The organism is Mesorhizobium shangrilense, from assembly GCF_040537815.1.
Lineage (GTDB): Bacteria > Pseudomonadota > Alphaproteobacteria > Rhizobiales > Rhizobiaceae > Mesorhizobium > Mesorhizobium shangrilense.
The window spans coordinates 1,047,121-1,068,788 of the sequence record NZ_JBEWSZ010000001.1 but is presented as its reverse complement, the minus strand read 5'-3'; the positions used below and the strand labels follow the sequence as shown (position 1 = coordinate 1,068,788).

At 62.0% G+C, this 21,668-nt stretch carries 17 protein-coding genes and 1 pseudogene; 5 read left to right on the top strand and 13 right to left on the bottom strand.

The features are described from left to right. Positions 1-196 precede the first annotated feature (196 nt). The 9 genes from tatC to ABVQ20_RS05435 form a co-directional block, all read right to left on the bottom strand. On the bottom strand, positions 197-1,072 hold the full coding sequence (tatC, locus tag ABVQ20_RS05475; RefSeq protein ID WP_354458535.1) for a twin-arginine translocase subunit TatC: 876 nt from the start codon (positions 1,070-1,072) through the stop codon (positions 197-199). Further along, the gene (gene tatB, locus ABVQ20_RS05470; protein ID WP_354458534.1) at positions 1,069-1,866 is read right to left on the bottom strand and encodes a Sec-independent protein translocase protein TatB; all 798 of its coding nucleotides are present in this window, start codon (positions 1,864-1,866) and stop codon (positions 1,069-1,071) included. Before tatB ends, tatC begins: the two co-directional genes overlap by 4 nt. Before the next feature lie 28 nt (positions 1,867-1,894). Beyond that, positions 1,895-2,116 carry a twin-arginine translocase TatA/TatE family subunit gene (locus ABVQ20_RS05465; protein WP_015317533.1) on the bottom strand — a complete coding sequence of 74 codons (222 nt, stop codon included), beginning with the start codon at positions 2,114-2,116 and terminating at the stop codon, positions 1,895-1,897. Between the two features lie 177 nt (positions 2,117-2,293). Further along, on the bottom strand, positions 2,294-3,049 hold the full coding sequence (gene scpB, locus ABVQ20_RS05460; protein WP_354458533.1) for an SMC-Scp complex subunit ScpB: 756 nt from the start codon (positions 3,047-3,049) through the stop codon (positions 2,294-2,296). After that, positions 3,046-3,846, bottom strand: coding sequence for a segregation and condensation protein A (locus tag ABVQ20_RS05455; RefSeq protein ID WP_354462131.1), 801 nt, complete (start codon positions 3,844-3,846; stop codon positions 3,046-3,048). The genes scpB and ABVQ20_RS05455 overlap by 4 nt, the downstream gene beginning before the upstream one ends. 59 nt (positions 3,847-3,905) lie before the next feature. Further along, a complete protein-coding gene (gene nagZ / locus ABVQ20_RS05450; RefSeq protein WP_354458532.1) occupies positions 3,906-4,925 on the bottom strand; it encodes a beta-N-acetylhexosaminidase in 1,020 nt (339 codons plus the stop codon). Between the two features lie 130 nt (positions 4,926-5,055). Continuing rightward, positions 5,056-8,403, bottom strand: coding sequence for an SPOR domain-containing protein (locus ABVQ20_RS05445; protein WP_354458531.1), 3,348 nt, complete (start codon positions 8,401-8,403; stop codon positions 5,056-5,058). 103 nt (positions 8,404-8,506) lie between these two features. Next, positions 8,507-10,264 carry an arginine--tRNA ligase gene (gene argS / locus ABVQ20_RS05440; protein ID WP_354458530.1) on the bottom strand — a complete coding sequence of 586 codons (1,758 nt, stop codon included), beginning with the start codon at positions 10,262-10,264 and terminating at the stop codon, positions 8,507-8,509. A 61-nt stretch (positions 10,265-10,325) separates the two neighbouring features. Continuing rightward, the gene (locus ABVQ20_RS05435) at positions 10,326-11,540 is read right to left on the bottom strand and encodes a deoxyguanosinetriphosphate triphosphohydrolase (protein WP_354458529.1); all 1,215 of its coding nucleotides are present in this window, start codon (positions 11,538-11,540) and stop codon (positions 10,326-10,328) included. An 88-nt stretch (positions 11,541-11,628) separates the two neighbouring features. On the opposite strand from ABVQ20_RS05435, the gene erpA reads away from it, so the two are divergent. From erpA to ABVQ20_RS05415, 4 genes are all read left to right on the top strand, one after another. Next, the gene (gene erpA / locus ABVQ20_RS05430; RefSeq protein WP_354458528.1) at positions 11,629-11,976 is read left to right on the top strand and encodes an iron-sulfur cluster insertion protein ErpA; all 348 of its coding nucleotides are present in this window, start codon (positions 11,629-11,631) and stop codon (positions 11,974-11,976) included. Between the two features lie 2 nt (positions 11,977-11,978). After that, on the top strand, positions 11,979-12,365 hold the full coding sequence (locus ABVQ20_RS05425) for a VOC family protein (RefSeq protein WP_354458527.1): 387 nt from the start codon (positions 11,979-11,981) through the stop codon (positions 12,363-12,365). A gap of 13 nt (positions 12,366-12,378) precedes the next feature. Further along, the gene (xth, locus tag ABVQ20_RS05420) at positions 12,379-13,173 is read left to right on the top strand and encodes an exodeoxyribonuclease III (protein WP_354458526.1); all 795 of its coding nucleotides are present in this window, start codon (positions 12,379-12,381) and stop codon (positions 13,171-13,173) included. A gap of 94 nt (positions 13,174-13,267) precedes the next feature. Continuing rightward, on the top strand, positions 13,268-13,570 hold the full coding sequence (locus ABVQ20_RS05415) for a hypothetical protein (RefSeq protein WP_354458525.1): 303 nt from the start codon (positions 13,268-13,270) through the stop codon (positions 13,568-13,570). Positions 13,571-13,615: 45 nt separating this feature from the next. On the opposite strand, the gene ABVQ20_RS05410 is transcribed toward ABVQ20_RS05415, so the two are convergent. The 4 genes from ABVQ20_RS05410 to ABVQ20_RS05395 all read right to left on the bottom strand — a co-directional run bounded on the left by ABVQ20_RS05410 (position 13,616) and on the right by ABVQ20_RS05395 (position 20,734). After that, positions 13,616-14,452 carry a tetratricopeptide repeat protein gene (locus ABVQ20_RS05410; RefSeq protein ID WP_354458524.1) on the bottom strand — a complete coding sequence of 279 codons (837 nt, stop codon included), beginning with the start codon at positions 14,450-14,452 and terminating at the stop codon, positions 13,616-13,618. After that, positions 14,439-16,163, bottom strand: coding sequence for a dihydroxy-acid dehydratase (gene ilvD / locus ABVQ20_RS05405; RefSeq protein ID WP_354458523.1), 1,725 nt, complete (start codon positions 16,161-16,163; stop codon positions 14,439-14,441). The genes ABVQ20_RS05410 and ilvD overlap by 14 nt, the downstream gene beginning before the upstream one ends. A gap of 299 nt (positions 16,164-16,462) precedes the next feature. Further along, entirely contained in the window at positions 16,463-17,587 is a 1,125-nt protein-coding gene (locus ABVQ20_RS05400; RefSeq protein WP_354458522.1) for an OmpP1/FadL family transporter, read from the bottom strand. 363 nt (positions 17,588-17,950) lie between these two features. Then, on the bottom strand, positions 17,951-20,734 hold the full coding sequence (locus ABVQ20_RS05395) for a valine--tRNA ligase (protein ID WP_354458521.1): 2,784 nt from the start codon (positions 20,732-20,734) through the stop codon (positions 17,951-17,953). A gap of 278 nt (positions 20,735-21,012) precedes the next feature. Here ABVQ20_RS05395 and ABVQ20_RS05390 point away from each other — a divergent pair. Next, positions 21,013-21,650: pseudogene (locus tag ABVQ20_RS05390) on the top strand (VOC family protein). Positions 21,651-21,668: the final 18 nt, after the last annotated feature.

Here is a 21,668-nt window from a genome sequence, read left to right as displayed (position 1 = left end):
TCAAAACAAAACTGAAACGCATCGCCCTGAGTGCGATGCGTTTCAGCCAGAGGGCGTAAACCGCATCATTGATCTATGCAAGATGAGGGGGTGATGGCCTCGGGTTTTTTCCGGACGCAACAACCCTGGAGACGAGCAACCAAACCTGTTTGCTCGTCTCGGACGCCCCGTGACAGGGCAATCCACCATGTCGTTGTTACGAAGCAGCCGGTGGCGGTGGCTCGTCCGAAGCTTTCTCGACCACGGTTTCCGCGGCGTCCTGCTTCTCGCGCGCCAGCCGCTGCTTTTCCTGATCCCGCTCGATCCACCGCGCGGCCCAGATGGAGACCTCGTAGAGAAGGATCGTCGGAATGGCCAGGCCGATCTGGCTCATCGGATCCGGCGGCGTCAGCACCGCCGCCACGACGAAGGCGATGACGATCGCCCATTTGCGCTTTTCGGCCAGCGCCTTGGACGACAGCATGCCGACACGGGTCATCAGGCTGGTCACTACCGGCAACTGGAACACCAAGCCGAAGGAGAAGATCAGCGTCATGATCAGGCTGAGATATTCCGACACTTTCGGCAGCAGCGAAATCTGCACCTGATCATCGGTGCCGGTCTGCTGCATGGCGAGGAAGAACCACATCACCATCGGCGTGAAGAAGAAATAGACCAGCGACGCGCCCATCAGGAACAGGACTGGCGAAGCGATCAGGAACGGCAGGAAGGCATTGCGTTCGTTCTTGTAGAGGCCGGGCGCGATGAATTTGTAGATCTGCGTGGCGATCAGCGGAAACGCGATGACCATGCCGCCGAACATGGCGAGCTTGACCTGCGTGAAGAAGAACTCCTGCGGCGCCGTATAGATCAGCTCGACCTTGTGCGGATCGAGCCCTGCCCACTTGGTTGCCCATTTGAACGGCACAACCAGAAGGTTGAACAGCTTCTTGGCGAAGAAGAAGCAGACGAGGAAGGCGATGAAGAAACCGCCGAGCGACCAGATCAACCGCCGCCGCAACTCGACCAGATGTTCGATGAGGGGAGCCGACGACTTGTCGATCTCTTCCTTTTCCTTGTCCGAAACGCTCACTTAGCGGCCCCCGCCGTCTTCTTGCCAGTCGTGGCCGGCTTCTTTGCCGCCGCGGATTTCGGTTTAGCCTTAACAGCGGGAGTTTTCGCCGCAACCGCTTTTGTCGCGGCCGCCTTCGCGACTTTCGGCAGCGTCGGCTTTGCAGCGTCCGCCCCGGCAGGTGCTTTCAATGCGGGCGATGCTTTGGTGGCCGTCGCCTTCGCCGGCGAGGACGCCTTGGTGGCGGCCGTGGAAACCTTCGGGGTAGCTTTTGCGGCAGGCTCCGCTTTTGCCGGCGTGGCCTTGGTCGCTTTTTTCACCGCGGGCGTCTCTTGCGGCGCTGCCGCCTGTTCGACGGCTGCCGTCACCACGGACTCGTCGGTCATTGCCGGGAAAGTCGGCGTTGTATCCGGTCCATTGACGCCTGGCATCGCCGTCGCACCGTTCTTTAGCGGCTCGGAGGCCTGCGGTGTCGACGCGGCCGGCGCGGCGGGATCCGCCGCCGGCTTCGGCTTCATCATGTTATCCACGCCGGAGCGCACGTCGGCCGCCGCCTGCTCGAACGGATTGAGTTGCTTCTTGATCTCGGCAACCGGACTGAGGCCCCTGAGTTCGTCGACCGATTTCTTGATGTCGTCGAGCTCGGCTTCCTTCAAGGCGTCGTTGAACTGCCTCTGGAAGTCGGCTGCCATGGCCCGCAGCTTCGCCGTCGTGCGGCCAAAGGTGCGCAGCATATTGGGCAAGTCCTTTGGCCCGACGACCACGATCATGACGACCGCGATCACCAGCATTTCGCTCCAGCCGACGTCAAACATGGCTACCTGTTCCGACTAGGTTCTGGGCTCAGCTCTTGCTGGCCTTTTCCTTGGCTGCCGAAACGGTCTCGTCAGCGCGATGCTCGACGGTGCGCTTGTCGTCGGCAACGTCGTCGTCCGCCATGCCCTTCTTGAAGCTCTTGATACCCTTGGCCATGTCGCCCATCAGCTCCGGAATCTTGCCGCGGCCGAACACCAGAAGCACGATGACCAGTACGATCATCCAGTGCCAAATCGAAAATGAACCCATAGCAAATCTCTCTCGAATGTTTTCCCTGACGCTGATCTATGCGTTTTCGCGTTGGGATTCAAACACAACTGCGACAAAGTTTATGAATGAGTGACGGATGTCACGCACTTTCCTCGCGACTGCCCGCTACGAATCGGCGCAGCCCCGCCCCCTGGCGGTTCTACGCGGTGGATATGCTCAATCTTCCGTGACGCGCGGCGTCAGCAGGCCGAGTTCTTCGAGATCGATGTCGGTCAGCGCGTCCTCGTCATCGGTCAGCGCGTCAGGATCGGCTGGCGGCAGCGGAATGGAGAAGTTCGACGGCATGCGGCCTGACAACAGGCCAGCACCCTTCAATTCCTCCATTCCGGGGAGATCGCGGATTTCTTCCAGTGCGAAGTGATCGAGGAACGTATCGGTGGTGCCGTAAGTGACCGGACGGCCGGGCGTCCGACGCCGGCCGCGCATGCGCACCCATTCGGTTTCCAGCAACGTGTCGAGCGTTCCCTTCGAGGTCTCCACACCACGAATATCCTCGATCTCGGCGCGTGTCACCGGCTGATGGTAGGCAATGATCGCCAGCACTTCGAGCGCCGCACGGGAGAGCTTCCTTTGCTGCACCGTATCGCGGCTCATCAGGAAGGCGAGATCGCCGGCCGTACGGAACGCCCACGCGTCGCCGACGCGCACCAGGTTGACGCCGCGCCGCGCATAGATCTGCTGCAACTCGGCCATGGCCACCGCAATGTTGATGCCGTCGGGCAACCGCGCGGCGAGCTGCTTTTCGCTGACCGGCTGGGCGCTCGCGAAAACAATCGCTTCGGCCATGCGCACGGCTTCGGCCAGATGCAGCCGCTCAGCCGGATTCTGCTGGGAATTCTGGGCCGGCGCCTCTTCCTCGGGCTCGTCATCGACCTTGAACGGAATGACCGACGCGTTGGCGCGTTCGCTCATGATGCCACCTCGATTGCCTTGATTGCCTGGGCGCGACCGCGCAGATAAATCGGCGCGAAGGCCCCATCCTGCCGCACATCCATACTGCCATCGCGTACCAGTTCCAGGGAGGCCGCGAACGAACTGGCGATCGCGGTGCGCCGTTCTTCCGGGCTGGTCATGTACTGGATCAGGAAACTGTCGAGCGCCGTCCAGTCGGTCAGCGCCCCGACCATTCGGGTCAGGATGTCGCGCGCATCCTTGAGCGACCAGACACCGCGCCTGGCGATGGTCACGTTGGTGATCGCCTGCTTCTGCCGCTGCTGCGCATAGGCGGTCAATAGATCGTAGAGCGAGGCCGAATAGGCGTTGCGCTTCTCGACGATGACCATTTCCGGCATGCCGCGCGCGAAGACATCGCGGCCAAGCCGGTTCCGGTTGACCAGGCGCGCCGAGGCGTCGCGCATGGCTTCCAGCCGCTTCAGCCTGAATTGCAGGACAGCAGCCAGTTCCTCGCCGCTCTCGCCGTCTTCACCGGGCTGCTTGGGGATCAGCAGTTTCGACTTCAGGAAGGCAAGCCAGGCCGCCATCACCAGATAATCGGCGGCAAGCTCGAGTCTCAGCGCCCTCGCCGTCTCGACGAAGGCCAGATACTGCTCCACCAGCGCCAGGATCGAGATGCGCGACAGATCGACCTTCTGGGTACGGGCAAGGTGCAGCAGAAGGTCGAGCGGTCCTTCGAAGCCAGCCACGTCGACAACCAGCGACGGATCGCCGGTTACGCGTGAATCGTCGTTTTCGGCCCACAGACGGTCCATCGGTGCGGCCTTTGCAGGCTTGCTTTCCAATGCTTCCGCCACTGCCTTTGCCTTCTCTGTTAGGCCACCGTTTCGAAATAGGTGGCGAATTCCGCGCGTATTTCGGTTTCTTCAGCGCGATCGCGGTTCTTTATGTAGGTCAGCGCCCGTTCAGCGCGCTGCAGCGATTTTCCCTCAAGGCCCTTGGTGCGCGACGCGATGCCAACCATTTCCTCGAAAACGCCGTTGCAGTGAAGGACCAGATCGCAGCCCGCCGCAAGGATCGAGGCCGCCTTTGTCGGGAAATCCCCAGAAAGTGCCTTCATCGAGGTGTCGTCACTGATCAGCAGGCCATCAAATCCGATCTCACGACGGATGATCTCGTCGATCAGCTTGCCGGAGGTGGTCGCCGGGTTCTTGGGGTCGATGGCGCTGTAGACGACATGCGCCGTCATCGCTATCGGCAGGTGGTTGAGCTCTCTGAACGGCGCGAAATCATGCCGCTGCAGATCGCTCATGGAGGTATTGACGGTCGGAAGCTCCAGATGCGTGTCGGCCAAGGCCCTACCATGCCCCGGAATATGCTTCATGACAGGCACCACGCCGCCGGACATCAGCCCTTCCGCCAGAGCGCGGCCCAGCTCGATGACGGCACGCGGCTCCTTGCCATAGGCCCGCGCGCCGATCACATCGCTTGCCCCATCGACCGGCACATCGAGTACAGGAAGACAATCCGCGGTGATGCCGTATCGCAGCAGATCGAAGGCAAGCAGCCGTGCCATCAGCCAGGCTGCACGGGTGCCGACATCATGGTCATCGCGCCAAAGCGCGCCGAGTGCGGCGCCCGACGGATAGTTCGGCGCCAGCGGCGGCCGCAGGCGCTGCACCCGCCCACCCTCCTGGTCGACGAACACCAGCGCATCCGGCCGGTCGATGCAATCGCGCATCGAATCGACGAGGTCGCGGACCTGCTCGGTCTCGCTGATGTTGCGAGCAAACAGGATGAAGCCCCAGGGACATTCATTGCGGTAGAAGCGGATTTCATCGCGCGTCAGCGATTTCCCGCCACAGCCCAGGATCATGGCTTTCGATTCGGTCATGTCGGCGAGTCTAGAGCTTTACGCGGACAAAGGGAATCGCGCCGAAACGCCGGCGGGAGGCCCAGATCCTTCAACAAAAAACCGGCGCTGTCTGGACAGCGCCGGTTTCGTAGGGAGGGAGTTGAAGCTCTCAACGCGAGACGAAGCAGTTACCGCCCGCGGCCTTGTAGCTCGTGCACAGGTTGATCGCGTCATTGCGCGACTGCGCGGGAACCCGGACGCGATAGAACGTGCCCTTGCCGGCAATCTCGGCCTTGACGATGTTGGCGGTACGGCCGCTGAGCACGCTGCCGTAGCGACGCTGCAAGTCCTGATAGGTTGACTGAGCGCTTTCGACTGTTGGCTGCGACGCGATCTGGATCGACCACGAACCACCGGCAGCGGCGGCCGCCGGATCGATCGATGCCACCTGGTCAGGCTTGACCTCGCCAACCACATCGACAGGCTGGTCGGAAGGACGCTGCGGCGCGACCGGGACCTTGGCCGGCGTGTTTGCCGACTGGGCCTTGGCTTCAGCCTTGGGCGCGGCCACCGGCTTGAGGGCAGACGCGGGCTTCGCCTGGTCGGCGGCTGGCACGGCGCCGGTAGCCTGGCTGTCGTCCTGGGCCGACGGGGCCACGTGCTGCGGCGCCGGGTCGGTCGGTTCGGCGGCGGCGACCTGCTGGGCTGCCGGTGCCGGATCCTCGCGGGCAACCAGCGAACCGTCGGCCTTGACCACCATGGTCCTCACCTTGCGTGGCGCCACGGCGACGACATCGGTATTCGTACCCTTGTCGGCATCCTGCAGGACCTGCGCGATGCGGTCTTCCGATTTCGGCGCAGGCGCCGCGGCCGCGTCAGGGTTTCCAGCCGCATCCGTGCCCGGGGCGGCATCGGTCTGGTCAGCAGAAAGATCGACGACACGAGTCTGCTGGTCCTTGGCGGCCACATCCACCGGCTGCTCGGTGTTGGTCACCAGCTTTTGCTGGACCTGCTCGGCGGGCTTTGCGCCCTTCAGCACCGCGTCGTAGACCTTGTTGTCCTGGTTCGGCACGACCGTGCCGCCTGGATTCTCCGGCTTGACCTTGATCGGGGCATTGTCGGCCTTGACGATTACTGGCGCGCCGCCGCTGCCCTTGCCGCCGAAGGACAATGCAAAGGCACCAAGACCGCCAGCGATCGCGACGCCACCGACGATTGCCGCGATGAACAGGCCCCGCCGGCGTGGCTGCCGTGCGTTCTCCTGGGCCGCGAGACCCGGAACCGCCATCGCCTCGTCCAGCTCCGGATCGTAGTCCAGTTCGTCGACGGTGAAGTCGTCGGCCTGCGAAACCGGCTGGCTGCCAGGCAGTTCGTTCACGTCAAAGCCGGCCGCGTCAGCATAGGATGCAGCGGCTTGCACTTCCGTGGGTCGCGCCGCGTAGGTGCGCGCTTCGACCCGGTCCTGGCCGTAACCAGGCTTGGCCTGGCCGTAACCCGGCTTGGCCTGTGCATAGCCCTGCGTCGTCTGCTCGTAGCCGGGCTTGAACCCGGCATTGTAGGACTCATCGTCATAGGCCGGGCTGCGCGCGGGCGCGGCAGCGGGCACTTCCATTGTGTTCATTTCGGTGAGCAGGCTGGCGAACTCGGAGTCGAGATCGTCATAGCCGGCGGATGCCGGCTCATCCTCTTCGAAATGCAGTTCGGGAATGTCGAGATCGTCAGCCAACGCCACAACGCGCTCCGGCACGTCGACGGTCTCGACGTCGGGCATCTCGTCGTATCGTGCGGGCTGTTCCTGCTGCACGGGCGTCGGCGCCGCATAGACCGGCTCGCTCCTGACCGGCTCAGGCCGATATGCGGATGCGGCCATCATTGCTGGCGCTGCGGCAACCGCCGCGACCGGAGCGAGTGACGAGGCAACCGATGACGCCACGGCCGACTGCGCAACCGGCGTCACACGGCTCCACGGGCGGGCGGGTTCGGGCGGCGTAGAGCGCTCGGCCAGCCAATCCATTGAATCGACCGCATCGCCCCGGGGAGCAGACCGCGACGTGTTCGACTTTTCGTTGTCGGCCTTTTCATCATCAAGGCCGATGCTTCTGGCGAAGGCGGCGTCGAAGGCGTCATTGTCGAAATCGACATTGGCGACGTCAGCCCCCACGGCATCTTCAGCCGCAAAGTCATGCGCCTGGAGCTCATCAAGCAGAAGATTGTCGAGATCGGCAGTGACAGGCTGAGCTGCTTGATGCTGCTGCGTCTGCGCAGCCGCGTGATCATCGAGATCCCAGTCCAGATCGCCGACGAGATCCGCCGGTTCCTCGGCCGTATGTTCGGCGACCGCGACGGGTTGCTGAACGACGGGCTGCTGAACCAAGGCGGGTTCATTGGCCACGACCGGCGCTGTCCGTGCGCTCATCGCCCCGAGCAATGCATTCAACTCGTCTTCAAGGCTGCGTTCGCTCGCAACCGGGGCCTGCACGGGTTGCACGACGGGCGCAACCGGGACCGTGACGGCCGGCTGGACAGCAGGGGCAGCAACCTGGGCCAACGGCTCGTGAGCTTCCTCGGCGAGCGCATCGTCGAAATTCAGGTCGAAATCGTGATCGAACGCCTCTTTCGAGGCCAGGCCGACAGTCTCGTCGCGCGTAGCCACGGGCTCGGCATGGACATCAAGCGCATCCAGTTCCTCGACCATCGAGACCGACGGATCGGCAGGCTGATCAAAGTCGATGCCAACATCGGTCATGGCATCGTCGAAATGACCCGCGAAATCCTCATCGGAGATCGCCTGCGACTGGTATGCATCGGCCTGCCCGGGCGACCGGTATTCTGCCTCGGGTGCGCTCTGATGGTCTTGTGTCGACAGGGAATCGTCGAACATCAGCTCATCTTCGAGCGAATTGGCCACGGCGTGGTCGAACTCATGATCAAATGCCGGCTCGATCGCCGGCGCGGCCTGCGCAAAGTGTTCGGCGTGGTCGACGGCATTGCTGTCGAGTTGGAAATTCTGCTCGAACGATGCGGCAAGCTCATCTTCCATCGGCTGGTCGTCTTCGAACGGCGAAACGTTTTCGAGCGAACTGGCGACGGCGTTGTCGAAATCATCGTCGAATGCGGCTTCGATGGTTGGCTCAGGGGCTTGAACAGCGCCATAAGCCGTCTGACCGGCACCATGGTCGGCGATATCCACCGAATCCAGATGGAAGTCTTCGTCAAGCGACATGGCAAGCTCGTCGTCCACCGTGTCGGCGGCGGCCGTTTCGAACGTCGGCTCATGAAGCTGAGCAACGGAGATGGCCTCGCTGTCGTCGAAGTCGCCCATCAACTCCTTTTCGAGGTCGATGTCGAAATCCGCCTCGTCCGTCCGGTGATCGACGGCAGCCAGCGGCTGCACAGACGCTTGCGGCTTGACCGGCTGGCGCGGGTCGAACCCCATGATCCTCGTCAGTTCAGCAAACGGATCATCGTCGGCGATGTCGTTACGGTCGGCTGCTCTCAGCTGGGTTCTGTCTGCCATTATTGTTCCCGAACTCGCACTCATTCGGACGCCATGGACGTCGCGTAGGGTTGGCCCTTACCAGCGCAATGTGGGCAAAAGGTGACAGGTGTTTTAGTCAAACCTAACGCATTTCGGTGGGCGCGGCGGCTCCGATCAGCGTCAGGCCGGACGTCAAGACATCCGAAACAGCCTGCACCAGCCCTAGTCTGGCATGCGTCAATTGTCGGTCGTTAACCTTAACAAACCGTAAGTCCGGATTATCGGTGCCCCGGTTCCAGTGTCCGTGCAAGCTGGAGGCCAGATCATACAGGTAAAATGCCAGTCGATGCGGCTCGAGCGCAAGTGCCGCGGACTCGATCAGCCGCGGATATTCCGCAAGCTTGCGGATCAGGCTGATCTCACCTTCATCGGTGAGCAAAGCGGTGGCCGCCGCAAGGCTGTTGCGGTCGAAATTGACCTCGCCCAGTTGTTCGCTCGCCTGCCTGAACACGGAATGGCAGCGCGCCGAGGCGTACTGCACATAGAACACCGGATTGTCCTTCGACTGCTCCGTCACCTTGGCGAAGTCGAAATCCAGCGGCGCATCGTTCTTGCGATAGAGCATCATGAAACGGATCGGGTCGCGTCCGACCTCTTCCACCACTTCGCGCAGCGTCACAAAATCACCGGACCGCTTCGACATGCGAACCGGTTCGCCCTCGCGAAACAGCTTGACCAGGTTGCACAGCAGCACTGTCAGCTTGACATCGTCACCGGCAATCGCCCGCGCCAAAGCCTCCAGCCGCTTGACATAGCCGCCATGGTCCGCGCCGAGCACATAGATGAGTTCGACGAAGCCGCGATCGACCTTGTCCTTGAGGTAGGCGACGTCGGCGGCGAAATAGGTGAACGAGCCATCGGACTTGACCAGAGCCCGGTCCATGTCGTCGCCGACCGCCGTCGAGCGGAACAAGGTCTGCTCGCGATCCTCCCAGTCCTCCGGCTTTTCGCCCTTGGGCGGCGGCAGCTTGCCCTTGTAGATATGGCCCTTCAGCGTCAGGTCGTTGATCGCCGAGCGGATCTTCTTGGCATTGTCGGCATGCAGCGTGCGTTCCGAGAAGAACACGTCGTGATGCACGTTGAGCAGCGCCAGATCCTCGCGGATCATCGCCATCATGGCATCGATCGTCCGGTCCTTGACGATGGCGAGCGCCTCGTCTTCGGGCATCTGCAGCAAGGAACGGCCGAACTCCTTGACCAATGCCTCGCCGACAGGAACCAGATAGTCCCCCGGATAGAGACCGGCCGGAATCTCGCCGATGTCTTCGCCGAGCGCTTCGCGATAGCGCAGCATGGCAGAGCGACCGAGTACATCGATCTGCGAGCCGGCGTCGTTGATGACATATTCCTTGGTGACGTCGTAGCCGGCGAACATCATGATGTTGGCGAGCGCGTCACCCACCACGGCGCCCCGGCAGTGGCCGACATGCATCGGCCCGGTCGGGTTGGCGGAAACATATTCGACATTGGCCTTCTTGCCACCACCGACCGTCGAGCGGCCATAATTGCGGCCTTCGCCGAGAAGCGCGGTCAGGTGCGCCTGCCAGAAACCATCCTTGAGCCTGAGATTGACGAAGCCGGGACCGGCCACCTCGGCGGCGGCGACGTCCTTGTCGGCGCGCAGCGCCTCCGCCAGCCTCTCGGCCAGCGCCCGCGGGTTCTGGCCGGTCGGCTTGGCGAGCACCATGGCGGCGTTGGTCGCCAGGTCGCCATGACTGGCGTCACGCGGCGGCTCGACCGCTATGCGTGACAGGTCCGGCGAGGCGCCGTCGCGGTCCTTCAGATCAAGCGCGTCTACGGCTTTTACGATTCGCGCGTTGAAATCGGCGAAGATGTTCATTGGCGTGGCTCTGGCGGCTTTACAGGGAATCCGGCTATTGGCCGGCGAAATCGAGCCCGCCCTAGCTCAAATCCGGCGTATGGTCAAACAAACGCCGATGTTCCTTGAGCGCGTAGGTGTCGGTCATCCCCGCCAGGAAATCGGCCACGCTGCGCGCCTTGATGCGATCATCGGCCTGGTCGAGCCCTTCGCGCCAGCCATCCGGCATGGCGCGCGGATCGGCGAAATAGACGTCGAACAGGTCCTTGACGATCTGCTCGGCCTCGCCGCGCACGCGCATGACTTCCTTGTGCCGGTAGAGATGCTTGTAGAGAAAGGCCTTCAGTTCCTTCTCCAGGGCCGCCATGTCGGCGGAAAAAGTGACCATCGTCTCGCCTGCCGCCCTCACCGCGTCGGCGCTGCCGGGCCTAATGCGCTCCAGATTGGCGGCCGTCGATTTGATCACGTCCTCGACCATCATCGTGATCTGTCGCCGCATGAGCTCATGCCCGGTGCGCACGGGATCGAGCGCCGGATAGCGCGCACGCACGCCCGCCAGGATCGTTCCCGGCAGCGAGACCGTCTCCAGCATGTCGAGCGTCAGCAGCCCTGCCCTCAGTCCGTCGTCGATATCATGGGTGTTGTAGGCGATGTCATCGGCGATCGCCGCGCACTGCGCCTCGATGCCCGCGAATCGGTCGAGTTCGAGATCGTGCAGTTCGGAATAGTCGCGAATCGCCTGCGGCACCGGCCTCTTCAGGCCCTTTCCGGTGGCGTCCATGAGTGGCCCGTTGTGCTTGACCAATCCCTCCAGCGTTTCCCAGGTCAGGTTCAAGCCATCGAACTCGGCATAACGCCGCTCCAGCCGGGTCACCACGCGCAGGGACTGCGCATTGTGGTCGAAGCCGCCCCATGCGGCCATCTTCTCGTTCAGCGCATCCTCGCCAGTGTGGCCGAACGGCGTGTGGCCGAAATCGTGCACCAGCGCCACGGCTTCGGCGAGGTCCTCGTCGCCGCGCAATGCCCGCGCGAGCGCTCGCGCGATCTGCGCCACCTCGATCGAATGCGTCAGCCTAGTGCGGTAATGATCGCCCTCATGCGCAACGAACACTTGCGTCTTGTGCTTCAGCCGGCGGAATGCCGTCGAGTGGATGATGCGGTCGCGGTCGCGCTGGAACGGCGTGCGGGTCGGGCTCTCGACCTCGTCGAACAATCGCCCGCGCGACTTTGCCGGATCGCAGGCATATACAGCGCGCGGCCGGTAGCCGAATCCGATGTCGCCCAACTCGTTGGTCATGATCGATGCCGCAGGTTGACTTGGTGCAGTTGACTTGGCCCCTCGCGCTTCATACCTATCATGTGAAACCGAAAGCAAGGTGACGCCCATGGGCGCGGATGCCAAGACTGCCATGAAAGTCGATATGACCGAGGCCGCTGCCAAGCGGATCGCCAAGATTGTTTCTGGCGAAGCGGGAAAGACGGCGCTGCGCGTTTCCGTCGAAGGCGGTGGCTGCTCCGGCTTTTCCTACAAGTTCGATCTGGTTGATGGCCGCAACGACGACGACGTCGCCATCGAGAAGAACGGTGCCACGGTGCTGATCGACGATCTCTCGCTGGTCTATATGGGCGGTTCGGTGATCGATTTCGTCGATGACCTGATGGGCCAGTCGTTCCAGATCCGGAACCCGAATGCGGTCGCGTCCTGCGGCTGCGGCACCAGCTTCTCCATCTAGAAATGCCTGCCATAGGCGCGGTCCGTCAGATCGCGCTCTCGGCCGGGCGCAATCTTGATGCAACGCTGTCCTTCTGGCGCGATGTCTTGGGGCTGAGCCTGCACGCCCGCTTCGACCCGCCAGGCATCGCCTTCATCATGGCTGGCAGCGTTCGGTTGTTGTTCACCGACGGCATCCCGGCCGGAACCGTGTATCTCGACATCGCCGGCCTCGACGATTTTCACGCCCAGGCAAATGCCGCGGGTGTGCCCTTCACCGCACCACCGACCTTGGTCCATCGCGATACCGAGGGCATGTTCGGACCGGCAGGGGAAAGCGAATGGATGGCCTTCCTAAAGGACCCGGCAGGCAATACGATCGGCCTCGTCGAGCGCCATCCGCCGCAATAGCATCGAGGCCGTCATGAAAATCGTCACCTGGAATATCAATGGCGTTCGCGCCCGCATCGGCAATTTGACCCATTGGTTGACGGAAAGCGCGCCGGACATTGTCTGCCTGCAGGAGATCAAGTCGGCTGACGAACAGTTCCCGCGCGCCGAGATCGAGGCGCTCGGCTACAATGTCGAAACTCATGGCCAGAAGGGTTTTAATGGCGTCGCCATCCTGTCGAAGCTGCGCTTCGACGAGGTCAACCGGGGCCTGCCCGGCGACGACGCCGACGAACAGGCGCGTTTCATCGAGGGCGTTTTCTCCACCGACAAGGGCGCGCTGCGCGTCGTCTCGCTCTATCTGCCGAACGGCAATCCGATCGATGACGAGAAGAAGTTTCCCTACAAGCTTTCCTGGATGGCGCGGCTGGAGCGTTGGGTCGAAGAGCGGCTTCGGCTTGAAGAGGCGCTGGTGCTGGCCGGCGACTACAACGTCATTCCCGAACCGATCGACGCGAAATTCCCGGAGAACTGGCTGGGCGACGCGCTGTTCCAGCCGCAGACGCGGCAGGCCTTCCGGCGGTTGCTCAATCTCGGCTTCACCGAAGCGGTGCGAGCGGTCACCGACGCGCCGGACACCTACACCTTCTGGGACTATCAGGCCGGCGCCTGGCAGAAGAACAACGGCATCCGCATCGACCATCTGCTGTTGTCGCCGGAGGCCGCCAACCGGTTTTCGTCGGCCTCCATCGAAAAGCATGTCCGGGCCTGGGAAAAGCCATCCGACCACGTTCCCGTGGCCATAGACCTCGCGCTGCAGCCGGCCTGACAAATGGGCCGGTCCGGGCATCCGCCAACCGAACCCACATCTCGCCACAATCGCGCGTTTGATCGGAGATCATGATGCTGCGACGGAGGCTGCCGTGACCTTCCGACTTCTTCTTTGCCCGATTGCCGTGGGATCGATATCGATAGTGGCGGCGACAACCGTGGTTCTCGCCGCCCCGGAATGCCTGGCCAACGGCAAGTCGTTCCAGCTCGGCCAATCGGCTTGCCTCACGGTTGCCGGTCAGAACCAGATGGCCCGATGTGACAAGGTCCTCAACAACTCGTCGTGGACAAAGGTGGCGGACAACTGTCCCGGAGACGCGCCCGCACCGCATCCGACGGCACCGCTCTCGACACCCCCGCCGAAAGTGATCCCGGCGGAGCCGACGGCAAACTGATCCTATCGGGACTCTGGAACCCGCGAGCGGCGCAAGATCGCTCGGCTACTGGTCGCCGCTACCCTCGCCACCGCCCTTGGTAAGGATATCGTCGGCCAGCGAAATCGCGGTGCGGCGGTCGGCCTCGCCCGCGGCGGCAAACGCCTCTTCCTGCATGCCGCGAATCCAGGGCTGATCGGCCGGCGAAGCGCGTTCGAGCGCGGCCGTCATCATCGCCAGGCCACGAACGATCTTGCCGCTCTGGAACAGCAGATTGCCGAGCGTCGCCTGGGCGCCGGCATGGCCCTTTTCGGCGGCGAGCTGGAACCAGCGGCCGGCCTGCTTGACGCTGGCCTTGACGCCGCCCTCGCCCTTCAGGAACATCTGCCCCATCTCGAACTGTGCGTTCGGATTGCGGTAGTTGGCGGCGGCACGCATGTAGTATTCCTGGGCGGCCACTTCGTTTTCCGTGACCGGACTGCCGGGAATGCCCTTGCGGAGATAGTCGCCCAGTGCCACCAGCGCGTCGGAGACATAGCTTTCTTCCGGCGAGCCCGGCTCGACATCCTGGTCGACGATTTCCGAGAAGAACTTGAACGCCTCATAGTCGTCGCGCGCCACGCCGTCGCCTTCGGCATACATGCGCGCAAGCTTCCAGGTGGCGCCGATCTGGCCGTTCTCTGCGGCGTATTTATAGGCTTCCGCCGCCTGTTCCTTGTGGCCGTTCTTGTAGGCGGAGAATCCGAACTGGAATACAGCCCACGGGCTGGACTGCGGCTTCACCCCGGTCTTGTCGTCGAACACCTTGTCGTCGAAGGCCATGGCCTGGCCCACGGCGCCAAAGATCGCAACCGCGACCAGTGCCGGAAGGACAGACGACCTCAACAACTCAAATGTCCGCATAGCAGTGTGTTTCTTTCGCACCGCCCGGATGGGTGACCGCGCCATCGCGGGCTGGCCCTACCGTCTGCGCGTACTTCCAGATCGCGCCCGACTGATAATCGGTCGTGCGCGGCTTCCATGTCCTTGCCCTGGCCTCCAGTTCCGTTTCCGACAACGCCACTTCGATCGTGCCGTTCACCGCATCGATCGAGATTACGTCACCATCCTTGAGCAGCCCGATCGGGCCGCCCACGGCAGCTTCGGGACCGACATGGCCAATGCAGAAGCCACGTGTAGCGCCAGAAAAGCGCCCGTCTGTGATCAAAGCCACCTTGCCGCCCATGCCCTGGCCGTAAAGCGCCGCCGTCGTCGACAGCATCTCGCGCATGCCCGGGCCGCCACGCGGACCCTCGTAGCGGATGACGAGCACTTCGCCTTCCTTGTAATCGCGGTTCGTCACGGCTTCGAAACATTCCTCTTCCGAATCGAAGCAACGGGCCGGGCCTGAGAATTTCAGCTCCGCCATGCCCGCGACCTTCACAATCGCACCCTCGGGGGCAAGGTTTCCCTTCAAGCCCACGACGCCGCCAGTTTTTGTGATGGGCCGGTTGGCGGGACGGACCACGTCCTGATCTTCATTCCAGGCAACGTGTTCCATATTTTCGGCCAAAGTGCGGCCAGTCACAGTCAGGCAATCGCCATGCAGATAGCCGTGGTCGAGCAAGGTCTTCATCAGCAGCGGAATGCCGCCAGCCTCGAACATGTCCTTGGCGACATATTTGCCGCCCGGCTTCAGGTCGGCGATGTAAGGTGTCTTCTCGAAAATCCTGGCGACATCGAACAAATCGAACTTGATGCCAGCCTCATGCGCGATCGCCGGCAGATGCAGCGCCGCGTTGGTCGAGCCGCCCGTGGCGGAAACAACGGTCGCCGCATTCTCCAGCGCCTTCAACGTAATGATGTCGCGAGGGCGGATGTTCCTGGCGATCAACTCCATGATCTTCTCGCCCGAGGCGAAGTTGAAGCGGTCGCGCATCTCGTAGGGCGCCGGCGCCCCGCAGGAATAGGGCAAGGCCAGCCCGATCGCCTCGGCGACGGTGGCCATGGTGTTGGCGGTGAACTGGGCGCCGCAGGAGCCGGCCGAAGGACAGGCCACCTGCTCGATTTCCAGCAGTTCAGCATCACTGATGGTGCCGACCGAGTGCTGGCCGACGGCTTCGAACACGTCCTGCACGGTGATCTGCCGGCCGCGATAGCTGCCGGGCAGGATCGAGCCGCCATAGATGAAGATCGACGGCACGTTGAGCCGCACCATGGCCATCATCATGCCAGGCAAGGACTTGTCGCAACCGGCGAGGCCGACCAGCGCGTCGTAGCAATGGCCGCGCATGGTGAGTTCGACCGAATCGGCGATGACATCGCGCGACACCAGCGACGACTTCATGCCCTGGTGCCCCATGGCGATGCCGTCAGTGACGGTGATCGTGCAGAATTCGCGCGGCGTGCCATTGGCCGCGGCCACGCCCTTCTTGACCACTTGCGCCTGGCGCATCAGCGAGATGTTGCACGGTGCTGCTTCATTCCAGCAACTGGCGACGCCGACCAGAGGCTGCGCGATCTCGGCCGCCGACAGTCCCATCGCATAGAGATAGGAGCGGTGCGGCGCCCGCGCCGGACCAACGGTCACATGGCGGCTAGGCAGCTTGTCCTTGGAGATGACTCTGACGTCCATACTCATCCTTGCCGCTGGCGGTGCGGCCCGTCCCATCGCCGAGCCTTTTGGCGCGCGTCCCGAGACAATTCGAGGTGCGCCGGGTTTATGGCGGGAAATAGGCGATTTCCTTGGCAGGATTTGTAGCGCAGGGGTTGTTCAGAAAGTGTTGCCAAAACATCACAATCATAAGCGGTGACGCAGGTGCGGCTTATCTGCAACGGTGGGTGCGAACTCGCGCGAAGCGAGCGCTCATGACAGCCCGACGCTAACAAAAAGGCCGGGCATTGCCCGGCCTTTTTGTTAGCAGATTGAATGACTTACCACTTGATGCTGTAGCCGCCCGAGAAGGCATAGCCCCAGTCGCCCTGAACCGTCCGATTAAGAATAGGCGCATATTGCGTCTCAGACACTGAAGCAAGATAGATCGCAGCAACACCCAGCCGGAGCTCGCCGCCCATCTTGTCCTTCATCGAAACGCCGGTGCCGAGCGTATAGCTGTCACCGGTCAAATCCCACCCTGTACTGACACCACGATCCCAGGATGCGAACACGGTGCCGGATATCTGGTCATTGAATTTGTGGCCAACGCCGCCGGTGAGTGTCCAGCCATCGCGCCAAAAATAGTCATTACCATTCTCGACTCCCTCCTGTGGGATATGAAGGTTGAGCTGCTTGGTAACCGACCAATCGGTCCATTTGACACTGCCGTACACAAGCCAACCGGGTGCAACACCCGTTTGGGCCTTGAACTCCAGCGATTGCGGAAATTGCGTATCGCCAGTCGCGGGCGCCGTCGGTTTAGGAAACGGAGGGCTGACTGCGTTCGCGGTACCGGACGCGTCAATCGACACACCTGAACGGTACATCAACTGGGTACGCAATGCGATCTCGGGAATCTCGTAGGCTATGCCCGCACGCCAGCCGATATCGCTTTCTTTCAGATTCACATCGAGCAAGCCACCAACCGCAACAAGATTGTAATCGACATCCTCATGGTAGACGCCGCCAAGCAACCAGATGCGACCTTTGCTCAAATCAAATTTGACGCCGCATGTGACTGCGCCTTCATAAATCGTAAAGTTTTCCTTGAGCTTCTGAAGAGTTCCACTGGGCGCGGACCACGTCGCACTTGCGCCATATGACTCCGTGTACGTGCCCGCACATGAAAGGTTGTCCGTCAGCTTGAATTTGACGGCTGCAGAAGGGACGGCGTAGCTGTCGGAATAATTCTGGCCGATCAAATTCGGATTGAGCCCGTTCACCGAATATTTTCTGGTCGGCGCAACATACGTCACGCTGGTGCGCATGTTGAAATTGCCGTCTTCAAAAAGGATGTCGGTGTCCGCGGTCCCGCGCGAAAAGCCGCCGGCGTGTACCGAACCGATCAAAGCCAATGAAAAGCACCCTGCCCCCAACAGTGCTTTCAGACGCAAAATGTCCATGGAATTCCTCCCCGAAATACTAGTGCGTCAAGCTAGAACGAATTCAGGTTAACGGCGCAACAACGATTTCAAGAGGCGTACACGTACAGGTGATCAGAACGCAATTTCGACAAAGTGCGGCCCACCACCAGAAGGCCCGAAAAGTGACCTTTTGGGGAAAAATCGGCAAAGAAAATGCGGAAGAACTGTCTAAAACAGCGCGAAAACAGCACTTTTCAGGGGTTCAGCGCCCCATTGTTACATTATGGCAACAATGGGGCTGAAACTTTCCGTTTACGTCAACATTAACGCAGCGGAATGCCTGTTTTCGGGGCAAAAACGACATCGTTAACGCAGTCTGGGATCTCCCTGATCCCCAGTATTTCAACCCGCGTCGCGCACCCGACTCAGAGCCACTGAGAGCTTCTCCTGCGCCTCGCGATACTCAGCGAGTTTCTCGCGCTCGGCGGCCACGATCTCCTCGGGCGCGCTGGCGACGAATCTCTCGTTGGACAGTTTCTTGTGCAGCCGCGCGATTTCCTCGGTCACCTTGACCAGTTCCTTCTGCAACCGAGCCGCCTCGGCGGTCAGGTCGATCAGGCTGCCGAGCGGCAGGCAGATGGTCGCCTCGTTGAGCACGATCTGTGCGGCCCCCTTGGGGGCGGCATCGGCCAGCGAGATGTCACCAACCCGCGCCAGCCGCTTGATCGCCGAGTCCTGGCGCTGAAGCCTTTCGCGCGTCACCGCGTTGGCTCCGATCACCACCAGAGGCGCGATCGCCGCCGGCGGCACGTTCATCTCCGAACGGACCGAGCGGATGCCGGAGACAAGGTCAACCAGCCAGTTGATGTCGGCGGCCGCCTCCGCGTCCTCGAAGTCCGGCGCCGGCCAAGCCGCGTGGCAAAGCAGCGACGACCGCTCCTTGCCCTCTCCGGCGGTCTGCGCCCACAGTTCTTCCGTCATGAACGGCATCATCGGGTGCAGCAGCTTGTAGATCTCGTCGAGCACGAAGGCGACGCAAGCCCGGCTCTCGGCCTTGGCAGCCTCGTCCGTGCCCATGAACACCGGCTTCAGCAGCTCCAGGTACCAGTCGCAGAACAGGTTCCAGACGAAGCGGTAGGCGGCGCCTGCAGCCTCGTTGAAGCGGTAGGACGTTATCCCATCCGTAATGTCGCGCGCGGCGCGCGTCAGCTCGGTCAGGATCCAGCGGTTGACCGCCAGCTTGGCATCGTTCAACCAGAACTCGTCATTGCGCGCGACTTCGTTCATCTCGGCGAAGCGGGTGGCATTCCAGAGCTTGGTGCCGAAATTGCGGTAGCCGGCGATGCGGGCCGGGTCGAGCTTCACGTCGCGCCCCTGCGCCGCCATCACCGTCAGGGTGAAGCGCAGCGCGTCGGCGCCGTATTCGTCGATGAGATCGAGCGGATCGATGACGTTGCCTTTCGACTTCGACATCTTCTGCCCGTTCTTGTCGCGCACCAGGGCGTGGACATAGACCGTGTGGAACGGCTCTTCGTCCATGAAGTGAAGGCCCATCATCATCATGCGGGCGACCCAGAAGAAGATGATGTCGAAGCCGGTCACCAGCACGTCGGTCTGGTAGTAGGTCTTCAGTTCCGGCGTCTGGTCCGGCCAGCCAAGCGTCGAGAACGGCCACAGCGCCGACGAGAACCAGGTGTCGAGCACATCTTCGTCGCGGGTCAGGATCTCGCCGGGCTTGAAGTTCTCGAGCTTGTCCTCAACCCAGGCCTTCCAGGGTCCTTCCAGCGCCAGATAATATTCGATCGCGGCGCCAAGCGCCTCTTCCTCGGTCTTCTCGACGAAGACACGCCCGTCCGGGCCATACCAGGCAGGAATCTGATGACCCCACCACAGCTGGCGCGAAATGCACCAGGGCTGGATGTTCTCCATCCAGTCGAAGTAGGTCTTCTCCCAGTTCTTCGGCACGAAATTCGTGCGGCCCTCGCGCACCGAGGCGATCGCCGGCTTGGCGAGCTCGGCGGCATTCGCATACCACTGCTCGGTCAGGAACGGCTCGATCGGCACGCCGCCGCGATCGCCATGCGGCACGGCATGGCGATGCGGCTCGACTTTTTCGAGGAAGCCGCCGGCTTCCATCAGCTCGACGATCTTCTTGCGCGCAACGAAGCGATCAAGCCCGTTGAGTTCATCCCACACAGCCTGGCGTTCCGGCGTCACGTCGAGGCCGGCGAGGAAATCTTCATTGTCCTTGAGGTTTATCGCAGCCTCGATGGTGAGGATATTGATCGCCGGCAGCTTGTGGCGCTTGCCAACCTCGAAGTCGTTGAAGTCATGCGCCGGGGTGATCTTGACGGCACCGGAACCCTTTTCCGGATCGGAATACTCATCCGCCACCACAGGAATCTTGCGGCCGACGATCGGCAGGACGAGGTTCTTGCCGACCAGATGCCGGAAACGCTCGTCGTCCGGGTGCACGGCGACAGCCGTGTCGCCCAGCATGGTCTCGGGGCGCGTCGTGGCCACCGTGATGAAGGTTTTCGGATTCTCCGGATCGAAGGTCTCGCCCTCGATGGGATAGCGGAAGTGCCAGAGATTGCCATTGACCTCGTGCTGCTCGACCTCGAGATCGGAGATCGCGGTCAACAGTTTCGGGTCCCAGTTCACAAGGCGCTTGTCCTTGTAGATCAGCCCTTCCTTGTAGAGGGTGACGAAGACTTCGAGCACGGCCTTGGACAGGCCTTCATCCATGGTGAAACGTTCGCGCGACCAGTCCGCCGAGGCGCCAAGCCGCTTCAACTGGTTGAAGATCGCGCCACCGGATTCGGCCTTCCACTCCCAAACCTTCTCGATGAATTCCTCGCGCGTCAGGTCGCGGCGATGGATCTGCTTCTCCATCAGCTGGCGCTCGACCACCATCTGCGTGGCGATGCCGGCATGGTCCATGCCAGGCTGCCACAGCACGTTCTTGCCGCGCATCCGCTCGAAGCGCACCAGAATGTCCTGCAGCGTGTTGTTGAGCGCATGGCCCATATGCAGCGAGCCGGTGACGTTCGGCGGCGGGATGACGATCGTGAAGGCCTCGGCCCCCTCCTCCGCACCGGCGCCGGCGCGGAAGGCATCCGCCTCTTCCCAGATTTTGGCGATCTTCGGCTCGACGGTCTTGGCGTCGTAGGTCTTTTCAAGCATGGGGAAATGGTCCGCGCTGTCGGGAGTTTTGCTGACCCGGTGTAAATCGGAAGGTTTTGGCCAAGTCAACCGCATGGGCGCTTTGGCAATCGGCGTGAAATGTTCTGTTCGTCAGATAGTGTCCATCCGATGCGCGGCAATGCCCAACGACATAGGTGTTCCGTTCGTCCTTGACCGGAGCAGCCATCACAATAGCTTGCCACTGCTGCTGTAGGGCGCATCGGCTTCCGGCCGGAGGGGCATTGCCCGCCTACGCCACCTCAACACGCAATGCGCCCATGCCCACTCTCGAACACCACAAGAAACAGGCCAAGCTCTATCTCAAATGGCACCGCGAGCGGTATTATCCGGTCGCGCACACGATCGCGGCGATATTGCCCCGCTTCCGTCATTTGACCGACAGGGATATCCTCGATGGCAGCTTCAAGCTTGCCGATGCGCAGGAACTGGTCGCCAGGAAATCGGGTTTCGAAAGCTGGCAGGCGCTGAAGAAAGGCCTTCAAACCGTGACCGACCGCATCGCATCAGACGCCGAAAAACCGCTCCTTGCCTTCGCCGAGCCGCAACTCTTTGTCTGCGACATCGATGCCGCCTGCGCATTCTACAGCAGAAGCTCGGCTTCACGACGCGCTTTGCCCACGGCGAGCCCCCCTTCTACGCACAGGTCATTCGCGACGGCGCGCGGCTGAACCTGCGTCATGTCGACGAACCTCTTTTCGACCCGGATTCGCCGACAAGGGAACACCTGTTGTCGGCGACGATCGTGCTCGACAACATCAAGCCGCTGCTCCTGGAATATCAGGCGGCCGGGGTCAGCTTTCATCAAACACTGCGGACCGAGCCGTGGGGCGCGCGTACATTCATCATCAAGGATGTCGACGGAAACCTGATCGCCTTCACCGCCGAGAACGGCTGACCAAAGTGAAAGCGTCGC